The sequence below is a fragment of the Saccharopolyspora sp. NPDC050389 genome, assembly GCF_040655595.1.
In the GTDB taxonomy this organism is placed as follows: Bacteria; Actinomycetota; Actinomycetes; order Mycobacteriales; family Pseudonocardiaceae; genus Saccharopolyspora.
This window is the reverse complement of the sequence record NZ_JBFAKG010000169.1, coordinates 1-11,126: the sequence shown is the minus strand read 5'-3', so window position 1 is coordinate 11,126 and position 11,126 is coordinate 1. Positions and strand designations below refer to the sequence as shown.

The 11,126-nt window shown below is 64.7% G+C and carries 9 protein-coding genes and 1 pseudogene; 5 read left to right on the top strand and 5 right to left on the bottom strand.

Annotated features, from left to right (window positions below; all coding sequences use genetic code 11):
* Nucleotides 1-184 precede the first annotated feature (184 nt).
* The 4 genes from gabT to AB0I53_RS48060 all read right to left on the bottom strand — a co-directional run bounded on the left by gabT (nucleotide 185) and on the right by AB0I53_RS48060 (nucleotide 4,370).
* A complete protein-coding gene (gabT, locus tag AB0I53_RS48075; protein ID WP_358617513.1) occupies nucleotides 185-1,537 on the bottom strand; it encodes a 4-aminobutyrate--2-oxoglutarate transaminase in 1,353 nt (450 codons plus the stop codon).
* 242 nt (nucleotides 1,538-1,779) lie between these two features.
* Nucleotides 1,780-2,688 carry a dihydrodipicolinate synthase family protein gene (locus AB0I53_RS48070; RefSeq protein WP_358617510.1) on the bottom strand — a complete coding sequence of 303 codons (909 nt, stop codon included), beginning with the start codon at nucleotides 2,686-2,688 and terminating at the stop codon, nucleotides 1,780-1,782.
* Nucleotides 2,689-2,750: 62 nt separating this feature from the next.
* The gene (locus AB0I53_RS48065; RefSeq protein ID WP_358617508.1) at nucleotides 2,751-3,728 is read right to left on the bottom strand and encodes a PDR/VanB family oxidoreductase; all 978 of its coding nucleotides are present in this window, start codon (nucleotides 3,726-3,728) and stop codon (nucleotides 2,751-2,753) included.
* Between the two features lie 12 nt (nucleotides 3,729-3,740).
* The gene (locus AB0I53_RS48060; protein WP_358617505.1) at nucleotides 3,741-4,370 is read right to left on the bottom strand and encodes an FMN-binding negative transcriptional regulator; all 630 of its coding nucleotides are present in this window, start codon (nucleotides 4,368-4,370) and stop codon (nucleotides 3,741-3,743) included.
* Between the two features lie 115 nt (nucleotides 4,371-4,485).
* On the opposite strand from AB0I53_RS48060, the gene AB0I53_RS48055 reads away from it, so the two are divergent.
* The 4 genes from AB0I53_RS48055 (at nucleotide 4,486) to AB0I53_RS48040 (ending at nucleotide 9,350) form a co-directional block, all read left to right on the top strand.
* Nucleotides 4,486-5,817, top strand: a complete 1,332-nt coding sequence (locus AB0I53_RS48055; RefSeq protein ID WP_358617503.1) for an aminotransferase class I/II-fold pyridoxal phosphate-dependent enzyme — start codon at nucleotides 4,486-4,488, stop codon at nucleotides 5,815-5,817.
* A gap of 397 nt (nucleotides 5,818-6,214) precedes the next feature.
* Nucleotides 6,215-7,552 carry an MFS transporter gene (locus AB0I53_RS48050; RefSeq protein WP_358617500.1) on the top strand — a complete coding sequence of 446 codons (1,338 nt, stop codon included), beginning with the start codon at nucleotides 6,215-6,217 and terminating at the stop codon, nucleotides 7,550-7,552.
* Nucleotides 7,553-7,734: 182 nt separating this feature from the next.
* Nucleotides 7,735-8,991, top strand: coding sequence for an IS21 family transposase (istA, locus tag AB0I53_RS48045; protein ID WP_358617497.1), 1,257 nt, complete (start codon nucleotides 7,735-7,737; stop codon nucleotides 8,989-8,991).
* Entirely contained in the window at nucleotides 8,991-9,350 is a 360-nt protein-coding gene (locus AB0I53_RS48040; protein ID WP_358617494.1) for an ATP-binding protein, read from the top strand. Before istA ends, AB0I53_RS48040 begins: the two co-directional genes overlap by 1 nt.
* Here the strand turns inward: AB0I53_RS48040 and AB0I53_RS48035 are convergent.
* Nucleotides 9,319-10,428 carry an IS630 family transposase gene (locus AB0I53_RS48035; RefSeq protein WP_358617518.1) on the bottom strand — a complete coding sequence of 370 codons (1,110 nt, stop codon included), beginning with the start codon at nucleotides 10,426-10,428 and terminating at the stop codon, nucleotides 9,319-9,321. The genes AB0I53_RS48040 and AB0I53_RS48035 overlap by 32 nt on opposite strands.
* Before the next feature lie 41 nt (nucleotides 10,429-10,469).
* On the opposite strand from AB0I53_RS48035, the pseudogene istB reads away from it, so the two are divergent.
* Nucleotides 10,470-10,973: pseudogene (istB, locus tag AB0I53_RS48030) on the top strand (IS21-like element helper ATPase IstB); the annotation flags it as partial.
* Nucleotides 10,974-11,126 lie beyond the last annotated feature (153 nt).

Sequence of the window (11,126 nt, the reverse complement as noted above, 5' to 3'; positions counted from 1 at the left end):
TCCGGCGATGGCCGTCGGCCCGACGCGGGAATCGAGCTTTCGCGGCGGGCATCTCCCGCCATGACGAGGACTGATCCGGTGGTATCGCGGCGCTGCAGCGGTGGAGCACTTCTTCGCTGGGAACGATGCGAATCGCGTTCGCAGGCGACCAGTAGCGATACCCGAACCATCCGCCGTGGAGGCGTTAGGCGGCATGTTCCAAGATGGACAACGCGTCGTCGATCACCTGGAGTGCGTACTCGAGCAGGTCGTCGGTCACCGTGAGGTTCGGCAGGAATCGGATCACGTTCCCATCGCTGCCTGCGGTCAGGAGAAGCACGCCTTCGGCAGCAGCGAATTCCGCGACAACAGACGCGGCCCCCGGCAGCGGCGTTTGTGTGCCGGGCCGAACGATCTCGAAGGCGATCATCGCGCCGTGCCCACGTACCTCGCCGATCGACGAATGACGCTGCTGAAGGCGATGGAGCCCCTTGGTGAGAGTCGTTCCGATCCTCTTGCTCTCGGCCAGCAAGTCGCGGGATTCGATCTCCTCGAACACGGCGAGTGCTGCTGCCACGGCGACAGGGTTTCCGCCGAATGTGCCGCCGAGCCCCCCGGGCTGAGCTGCATCCATGATCTCGGCACGGCCCGTGACTCCGGCGAGCGGCAGTCCGCCGGCGATGCCCTTCGCGGTAAGGACCATGTCAGGTACCAGGTCGAAGAGCTCGCTCGCGAACCAGGTGCCAGCACGGGCGATGCCCGATTGGATCTCGTCGGCGATGAACACGACGCCGTTCGCAGTGCACCAGTCCTGCAGCTTGGTCAAATAGCCAGGGGCAGGGACCACGAAGCCACCCTCGCCCTGGATCGGCTCGGCGATCACGGCTGCGAGGTCCGAAACGCCGATGCGCTGCTCGAGGTGGGAGATGGTGCGGGCCGCAGCCTGCTCGCCGTTCAGTCCATCGCGGAATGGGTAGGAGTTCGGTACCCGGTGCACATCTCCGGGCAGCGGTCCGAAGCCAGTGCTGTACGGGGCGGCCTTGTGGTTCATCGCCATGGTGAGGCTGGTCCGCCCGTGGAACGCGTGGTCCAACGCTGCGACAGCCCGTCGGCCCGTGTATTTGCGGGCGATCTTGACCGCGTTCTCGACGGCCTCGGCGCCTGAGTTGACCAGCACCGTCTTCTTCTGGTGCGAGCCCGGGGTCTTGTCCGCCAACTTCTGGGCCAGTGCGACATATCCCGGATAGGGGGTCACGGTGAACAAGGTGTGGGTGACCTTGCCGAGCTGTTCGGTCGCGGCGTCCACGACGGCCTGGTTGGTGTGACCGATCGTCGTGACCCCGATTCCGGAACCGAAGTCGAGGAACCGGTTGCCATCGACATCGACGAGGAATGGTCCTGTGGCGTGGTCGATGTAGACCGGCAGCACACACGAGACGCCATCAGCGACGACGTGACTGCGCTCTTCGTGCAGACGACGGCTCACTGGCCCGGGCACTTCGGTGACCAGTAGCTGTTCCCGACTCACGGATGTGTTCGAGTTGGTGGTGACTGTCATCTAGGACTGCTCCTCCTGAAGTGCTGTGGAAGCGGAGACGGCCTATAAGGGCCCGGGGGCGACCGAGCGAACGATCACTACTTCGGCATTGGACTCCTTCCTCGCCGAATCAGTTGGCGGTCGCCGGGAAATCTTCGAGTACTAGTCCTACTAGGACGGTCTTGGCGTGCTCTTCTTCTCGATTGGCACGGGAAGGGCGTGGTGGCCTTCTGCGGCCAGGCATCAGTCGCCACGCTTGGCGATCAGCGCGCCGCGCCCTCAGTGCCAGCGATGACGCTCCGGACCGCCTCGTCGACTTGGGCACGGTCCGTGCCCAAGAGTTCCAGGAGCGGGCGCGGCAGGTTCGGGGAACCGACGAGTCCCATGTGTTCGGCGATCGCGGCGACGACACGCAGACTGCCGTAGCGGCCGAAGAGTGCCCAGATCGGAGCGAGCTGCTCGGACAGGAGACGGGCTTCATCGGCATCGCCCCGCTGTGCTGCTCTCGTGATCTCGAGGCACAGTTCCGGCCACAGGCCGCCGAGCACGCTGTACCAGGCCTCACAGCCGGCAAGGAGGCCGCCTGCGCCGGCGGCGTCTCCACTGACTCCGATGGTGACGTTGTTCGGGATCTGCTGCCGTAGGTTCTGCACACGCGCGCGAGCTTCCTGCGGGTCCGCAGGCGTCGCCGGAATCTTCACCGAGCCGACGTTCGGCAGCGCCGTGATGCGGCCATGAAGCTCGTCGCTGAAGGTGAAGCGAGTGGTGCCGGGGTTGTCGTAGACGCACAACGGCACCGAGAGCTCTGCTGCCACATCGGCGTAGAGCCCGTACACCTCGTCTTCGGTGAGCGGCTGGTAGGACACGGGAGCGAGCAGTACCGCGCTCGCGCCGGCATTTTGGGCATCCTCGGCGTGCCGCAGGACGTCCACGGTTCGCAACGCGCCGATACCGATGAGCACGGGGGTGCCCTCTGCCGCCCGAACAGCAAGTTCGGCGACGCGTTTGCGCTGGTCGCTGGTGAGATACGCGTAACTTCCTGTCGAGCCCAGCGCCCCGATGGAGTCGACACCGGCGCGGTGAAGTCGGGACACGATCTCAAGAAATGCGGGCTCGTCGATGGACTCTTCGGTCATCGGCGTGAGTGGAAACGCGCTGAGGCCGGTGAACACTGCTGGTCTCCTTTGTGCCGCAGACCTCGGTCGTGCAGGGGCGTCAACGACGCGCACGACCGTCAAAGGTCGATGGCCGTCCGGCCGCGCGCCCGGGACACGCACGGCGTGAGCATTTCGGTTCTTTCGTCGTCGTCGAGGATGGTGTCGCGATGCAGCACGTCGCCCTCGGTGTATTCCAGGACGCAGGTGCCACATTGACCTGCCTCGCAAGAGGAATCGACGTGCACACCACTGCGGCGCAGCGCGGAAAGCATGGTCTCGTCAGCACTCACGTGAACGGTCTTGCCCACGCCGTTGACGTACACCTCGAACGGCTCGTCGCGCCCCTCTGCCGTCCGGTCCTGGGCCGAAGTGAAGGTCTCGCTCCGCACCCGGGTGGCGGACCAACTGCTCGTCGCTGCCGAGATGTCCGACATGAGACCGGGCGGCCCGCAGAAGTACAGGGTCGTGGTCGGACTGCAGGTCTCGATCAGCGCTCCCACGTTGAGTCGGGTGCCGGCTGAGCTGTCGTGAACGTGCACGGGTGCGCCGAAGCCGCGGAGGTCATCGAGGTAAGGAGCCGATTCCGCTGATCGGACGCAGTAGTGCACCTCAGCGCTGCTGGCCGAAGCAAGACCGTTCAACAGGCCGATGATCGCCGTGACGCCGATTCCGCCGGCAACGAAGACGTGGTGTTCTGCTGTGTCGTCGATCGTCATTCCAGCCACCGGCGCCGAAACGGCCACCTCTTCGCCGACGTCCAACGCGTCGTGGAAGGCGATGGAGCCGCCGCGGCCCTCAGCCTCGCGTTTGATCGCCACGCGGTACTGGTTCGTCTGTTCGGTTCCGCCGAGCAACGAGTACTCGCGTGCCACTCCGCTGGGGTGCCGCACGCTCACATGGCTGCCCGGAGACGCCTCCGCCAAACGATGCCCGGCCTGCGCTTCGAGAACGAGTTCGCGGACTCCCGGGCCGGGACGGGCATCGCCACTCACGTAGGCCGGAATCCATATCCCCCGCCCGGCGGTGGTCCGAGTCGATTCGGTTGCAGCTGTCACGATGTCGTCCTCTTAACCGTTGTCCAGTCCGATCGCGACCATGTGCGCAGCGGTCTCCTGCTCGGGGCGAGTCCCCTGCTCCAGGCCGCGGATGACGCCAGTGCGGTCCTCAGCGGTGCGGTTCTGGTTCAGCTTGGCCTTGGCGACAACCCGCGAGATCGACAGTTCAACGCCCACGATTCCCTTGAGCTGCATCGCGATGAACTTCTCGGGGGCGTCAGTGACCTTCCACTCCTTCGGGCGTCCCACCTCGTGGTGGTTGGTCAGCTTGGTGACGTGATCGAGCAGCCAGTCGCGATCGTCGTGAGCCTGCAGCTGCCCGTAGACGTTGATGATCTGGTAGTTCCAAGTCGGAACGACCTTCTCGGTCTCCTTCTTGCTCGGGTAGTACTCCGGCGTGACGTAGGCGTCGACTACCGGGATGACCACCACCGACTCCGCCTCGGCGGTGTACTGCCAGTGGGGGTTGGGCCGCGACATGTGCCCGACCAGCGAGTGCCTGTCGGCGTCGTAGAGCAGCGGCATCGAAGTCACCTCCATGCTGCCGTCCGGAGCCGGGGTGACCAGGTGCCCGAATCCCCCCTTGCTCAACAGGGCCGCGGTGTCGTCCTCGGACACCTCGAAGTGCTTCGGCAGGTACATGGTTGCTCCTCGGCGGTCGTCGTGCTGGCGGACGCGAGACAAAACTTTTTTGTCATGTGACAATGACACCATACAAGCCGAGGGCCGTCCTTGTCACGTGTCATAGGATGAAGGGGTGACGAATGAGGCCGTAGATCGCGCGCCGATCGCCGGCGCCTCAGCAGGCGAGATCTCCGACAGCGTGCGCAACCTGGTGAGCACAGGTCGACTGCAACCCGGTGACTCGGTCCCGCCGATTCGCGACCTCGCCCTCGATCTCGGAGTCCACCGCAACACCGTGGCCGCCGCCTACCGAATGCTGGTCGCCGCCGGCGTGGCCGAGACGCGGGGTCGACGCGGCACCGTCATCACATCGCTACCCCATCTCGAGGGCGAGACGGCCGTGAACACCGAGCTCGTGGACCTCTCCAGCGGTAATCCCGACCCCGACCTGCTGCCCGATGTCGCCGCGGCGCTGTCCCAGATCGACTACCGGATGCAGATGTACGGAAGCCCGGCCGTCGATCCGAAGCTGTCCCAATGGGCTCGCACCTCGCTCACACCTGAACTCGACACCTCGTTCGAGATCTCAGTGACCCATGGCGCGGTCGATGCGGTTGAACGACTGCTCACCGCCCACCTGACGCGCGGCGATGTGGTCGCCCTGGAAGACCCGTGCTTCTACGCGAGCGAGGGAACGGTACGACTCAACGGGTTCCGCGCAGCGCCGGTCAGCGTTGACACCGAGGGCATCGAGCCTGAAGCGTTGCGCGCCGCACTGGAGGCAGGGGCTCGAGCCGTCATCATCACGCCACGAGCACACAATCCGACAGGCGTGAGCATCACGACCGAACGCGCCCGAGAGATCAAGTCGGTGCTGCAGCGCTACCCACACGTACTTGTAATCGAGGACGACCACTTCTCCGCGATCTCGCGCCACCCTTACAACCGGGTCACCCCGGGCGCCGCGCAACGCTGGGCACTCGTGCGGTCGGTGGCGAAGTTCCTTGGACCGGACATGCGCGTCGCGGTCGTTGCCTCCGACCGGGGAACGGCCGATCGACTCGGGAGCCGCCTGCGCCCGGGAGCCACGTGGGTGAGCCATCTGCTCCAGCAGCTTGCAGCGAACCTGCTCGCGTCGGATGCCGTGACGCGAAAGCTGGATCTCGCTCGCCGCACGTACGCCCAGCGCGTGGACGCACTGCGCACCGAGTTGACCAAAGCAGGGGTCGACACTCCGTTCCCCACCGACGGATTCAACGTCTGGGTGCCCGTACCGCACGACTCCTCGGCGGTGGTCTCAGCACTGCGAGACGCAGGCTGGTCAGTTCGAGACGGTTCATCATTCCAGACCCCGACAAGTACGACGCCGGACGGCGTTCGCATCACCGCGTCGCGACTCAGCCACGCCCAGGCCCGCGAGTTCGCTCAGTGCCTCGCCAAGGCGCGCGAGTCAGTCACCAACTGAGCACCTCGCCCTCACACAACCTCGCAAGAGGCTGAAACTCGGGCTCATCCGCACACCTGCAGCTTCCTCCCCAGAACGACCTCAAGGCAGCGGTAGGACCGCGACACCTGCGAGTGCCGACCAACGGTAGCGGCACGCGCAACCCACTGGGCCTTACTTCGCCGCGTTCGCGCGTAAGCATCGGCTCACACAAGCCACGATAATCAAATGTCACGTGACAAAGTGGCGAACTCGTGCTTCACTCCATTTGTCACGTGACGAGGAGCACTGTTGCTCGCGGCGGCTGTCACAGCTGGACGGTCAAGGCCCTCACCGGCGCCGGGCATACAACTCCTTCCGGTTCTCGCATCCGTGAGCGCTACGGCGCCGCTCTCTCCACCACCAGAAGGTGACGGCCATGACGGATCTATCCCGGCACAAGCCTGTTTCCGGAGCCACACAACGCCCCGCCCACTCCCCGACCACAGCGTGGGGTCTGACTGGACTTCTCGTCGTCCTCTACACGATCAACTACGGCGACAAGGTCGTCCTCGGCATCGTCGCCCGACCACTCCAGGAAGAGCTCGGGTTCACCGCATCCCAGATCGGCCTCGCAGGCAGCGCCTTCTTCCTCGCCATGGCGATCGGCGGGTTCCTCGCCGGCACGATCAACCGCTTTGCCTCCCTGCGCTGGGCACTGGCCGGCCTCGCGATCGCATGGGGCCTGTGCATGCTGCCCATCGTCGTGTGGGCGACGTTCACGGTTTTGATCGTCAGCAGATTCCTCCTGGGCCTTTTCGAAGGACCCTCCTCAGCTCTGATCCACACGGCAACGTACTCCTGGCACCCTACGGAGAAACGTTCACTTCCCGGCGCCTTCATCACCTCAGCAGCGGCGATCTCGAAGATCGTTCTGGCACCCGCACTCGGCTATGTCGTGGTGACCCATGGATGGCGCTGGGCTTTTATCGCGCTGGCGGGCGCAAGCGTGATCTGGCTGGGACTGTGGCTGGCCTTCTGGCGCCCTGGCCCCTACGGCGATGAGCCAACCAACGGAGGCAGCACGAAGCCCACCAGCTTGGTGCAGTGGAAAGAGCTGATGCGCACCCCTACCTTCCTCGGTGGGATGGTCGCCGTGTTCAGCTTCTACACGCTGACCTCGGTCGTGCTGACGTGGCTGCCGACCTACTTCGAACTCGTGCTCGGCTACTCCCGCATCCAGGCGAATTCGCTGTTCGGTGTCCCCAGCATCGTCGCGCTGATCGCTCTGTTCACCGTGTCGTTCCTCGCCGACCGTCTCATAAGCCGCGGTGTCCGGGCGCGGGTATTCCGTGCGATCGTCCCAGGTTCAGCGCTGCTGATCTGCGCCGCATCGATGATCGCGGCACCGATCATCCAAACTCCGGCCCTGGTAGTGGCGATCGTTTCGATCGGCTACGGGCTCGGCACCATCGTGTACCCGCTGCTCAATGCCGCGATTTCCGAGATCTGCCCTCGCGATCGGCTAGCCGGTACGCTCGGATTCTTCCTCGCCGTCATGACCTGCGGTGGTCTCATCGGACCGTTCCTGTCAGGAGTCGTCGTCGACCACGCAGCGACGCCGGCGGAGGGCTACTCGACCGTCTTCCAGCTACTGGGTCTTCTAACAGCCGTTGGCGGGCTCTGTGCTCTCCTGTTCGTCCACCCGACTCGAGACGCGGCTCGTATCACCGCCATTCAGAGACGGCGAGAAGCGGACGCTTCGACAATCGCGTGAGAACCTAGTCATGAAACCTGGCAAGCAGGGGTGCTCAGGCAGGGTCGATCCTTGATCGGGTCAACCCTGCTTGAGCTTTACCACTATCTCGTTGCCGAAACTCCGATGAAACTGTCGTTTCAGGCTGAATACTGACCTCTTGGTTCCGGGCGAATTCTGACCCACCCCATGACGATCATGAGGTGTTGAACGTGGAGGACTGGGCGGAGATCCGCCGGTTGCACCGGGCCGAGGGGATGACTATTCGGGCCATCGCTCGCAGGCTGGGGATCTCGAAGAACACGGTGAAGAAGGCGCTGGCTGCGCACGAGCCGCCGCGATATGAGCGGGCCGCGAAGGGCTCGATCGTGGATCCGGTTGAACCGCAGATCAGGGCGTTGCTGGCGGAGTTCCCGGAGATGCCTTCGACGGTGATCATGGAACGGGTCGGCTGGCAGCGTGGGAAGACGGTGTTCTTCGAGCGGGTTCAGCAGCTGAGGCCGCTGTTCAAGCCGGTCGATCCAGCATCGCGCACGGAGTATCAGCCGGGTGAGCTGGCGCAGTGTGATCTGTGGTTTCCACCGGTGGACGTGCCGCTGGGCTTCGGCCATGTGGGTCGGCCGCCGGTGCTGGTCATGGTTTCGGGCTATTCGCGGATCCTGGCCGCAAGGATGCTGCCGTCTCGGCAGAGCCCGGACCTGCTGGCCGGGCATTGGGCCCTGATCAGCGGGTGGGGACGGGTGCCGAAGGCGCTGGTCTGGGACAACGAGTCCGCGGTCGGCCAGTGGCGCGGTGGGAAACCGCAGCTGACCGAGGCGATGAACGCGTTCCGGGGAACTCTCGGGATCAAGGTCATCCAGTGCCGCCCCGCCGATCCGGAGTCGAAAGGCCTGGTCGAACGGGCGAATGGCTACCTGGAAACGTCGTTCCTGCCCGGTCGTGCGTTCACCGGTCCGGCGGATTTCAACCTCCAGCTTGGCCGGTGGTTGGTGCGCGCCAACTCCCGTCAGCACCGCAGGCTGGGGTGTCGTCCAGTCGATCGGTGGGAAGCCGATCGATCGGCGATGCTCGGTCTGCCGCCCGTGGCTCCGGTCGTCGGCTGGCGGCTGAGCACGAGATTGCCTCGGGATCACTACGTGCGCCTGGACTCCAACGACTACTCCGTGCACCCCAGCGCGATCGGCCGGCGAGTGGAGATCAGGGCCGGCCTCGAACAGGTCGTGGTCACCCTCTCCGGCGTCGAGGTCGCACGTCACCAACGGTGCTGGGCGGATCACCAGAGCATCACCGACCCCGCTCACGCCGCCGCGGCCGCCGAGCTGAGTCAGACCCGCCGGCTGGTCGCCGTCGCGCCGGCCGAGACCACGGTCGAGCATCGCAGCCTGGACGACTACGACCGCCTCTTCGGCCTCGATGAGAACACCACAGCCGACGTCGCCGACTCGGAAGGGGTCGCGTGATGGCCACCAAAACCGGCAGCAACACAAACAGCCGCAACGTGAACTCTGAGATCGCTTATCTCACCCGCGCGTTGAAAGCGCCTTCGCTGGCCGGTGCGGTCGAGCGACTGGCCGAGCGGGCCCGCTCGGAAGGCTGGTCGCACGAAGAGTTCCTGGCCGCGTGTCTGCAACGCGAAGTCGCCGCCCGCGAGACCCACGGCGGTGAAGGCCGGATCCGCACGGCCCGCTTCCCAGCACGGAAATCCCTGGAAGAGTTCGATTTCGACCATCAACGCTCGCTCAAGCGGGAAACGATCAACCACCTAGTGTTCCGTAATCCTGGTCGGTTTACTTGGTGTTGTTGTCGACAAGGTTCTTGATGTTGATCTGGACGATCCGGACCTTGGCCAGGATTTCGTCGGCGGTTGCGGTCCAGGTGAACGGCTTCGGGTCGGTGTTCCAGTGCTGGATGTAGTCGCGGATGCGCGAGATGAGGATCTTGACCGAGCTGAAGGTGCCGCGCCGGATCGCCTGGCGGGTGATGATCGAGAACCAGTTCTCGATTTGGTTGATCCACGAGGATCCTTTCGGTGTGAAGTGGAAGGTCACCCGCGGGTTCTTCTCGAGCCATGCCTGTACTTCTGGGGTCGTGTGGGTGGAGAGGTTGTCGAGCACGACATGGAAGTCCTTGCCCTGGTGGGGTTTCACGGCTTGCTTGAGGAAGGCCAGGAAATCCGCGCCGTTGCGGGTGGGCTTGCACTCCCCGTAGACCTCACCGGTGCCCACGTTCAGCGCGGCAAAGAGGTTCGTTGTGCCGTGTCGCACGTAGTCGTGAGTGCGTTTCTCGGCCGCACCGAAGGCGATCGGCAGCGCCGGCTGCGTGCGATCGAGGGCCTGCACCTGGGTCTTCTCATCGACGCAGAGCACCACCGCCCCGCCCGGCGGCTCCAGGTACAGCCCAACGATGCCGGCGACCTTGTCGGCGAACTCGGGATCCTTGCTGACCTTGAACGTGCCCTGCCGATACGGCCGCAATCCGTTGTCCCGCCACAGTTTCGCCACATAGTTGTGAGACACGGCCACGCCTTCGGTGCGCTTGATATAGGCGGCCATCTCCCGGCTCGACCAGTGCGACAGCCCCGTCTCACCCGGCGGGCTCGCCAGCGTCAGCGCCAGGATTCGCCCGCGAATCCTGGCAGGAACCTGCTCGCGAGGCGCGGCATGCGACTGATCCAGCAGGCCCGCGATCCCATCAGCGGCATACCGCTGCAGCCACAGATCCACCGTCGGCCGCGACACACCCGCCAACAACGCGACCTCCTTCTTGCGCCTGCCTTCCGCGCACCACAACACAATCCGCGCCCGCGTCGCTACCCGTGCCGGCACATCCCGACTGTTCGTCACGGCCCGCAGCTCGGCTTCCTCACCCGTCGACAGCTCCACAGACCCAGTCAACACGAAGATCAATCAAACCAAAGTAAAGAAACCAGAATTACGAGACACTAGGAACCCTGGATTTCATTGCAGGAAAAGAGAATGTGGTGTTCCTCGGCCCTCCCGGGACCGGCAAGACCCACCTGTCGATCGGGATCGGTATCCGGGCCTGCCAGGCCGGACATCGGGTCGCTTTCGCTACCGCCGCCGAGTGGGTGGCTCGCCTGGCCGAAGCTCACCACGCCGGCACGCTGCAGGACGAACTCATCAAACTCGGCCGCATTCCGCTGATCATCGTGGATGAGGTCGGCTACATCCCGTTCGAAGCCGAGGCCGCGAACCTGTTCTTCCAGCTGGTCTCGTCCCGCTACGAACGGGCCAGCCTGATCGTCACCAGCAACAAGCCCTTCGGCCGCTGGGGCGAGGTCTTCGGCGACGACGTCGTCGCCGCCGCCATGATCGACCGCCTCGTCCACCACGCCGAAGTCATCTCGATGAAGGGAGACAGCTACCGACTCAAAGACCGAGACCTCGGCCGCGTCCCCGCGGCCACCAAGACCAACGACTAAACATCAACAACCCACCCGGGTGGGTCAGCATTCACCCGGAACAGGTGGGTCACGATTCGGGCTCTGGCACGGTTTCCGTGATGGACCCGGGCGTTGCCCGCTGGCCACATAGTTGATCATGTACTCGGTGTGCTGATCTTGGAGTGCTCGGGG

Coding starts and splice junctions, on each gene's coding strand:
- gabT (WP_358617513.1), bottom strand. CDS start 1,537: ATGACAGTCACCACCAACTCGAACACATCCGTGAGTCGGGAACAGCTA.
- AB0I53_RS48060 (WP_358617505.1), bottom strand. CDS start 4,370: ATGTACCTGCCGAAGCACTTCGAGGTGTCCGAGGACGACACCGCGGCC.
- AB0I53_RS48050 (WP_358617500.1), top strand. CDS start 6,215: ATGACGGATCTATCCCGGCACAAGCCTGTTTCCGGAGCCACACAACGC.
- AB0I53_RS48040 (WP_358617494.1), top strand. CDS start 8,991: ATGGCCACCAAAACCGGCAGCAACACAAACAGCCGCAACGTGAACTCT.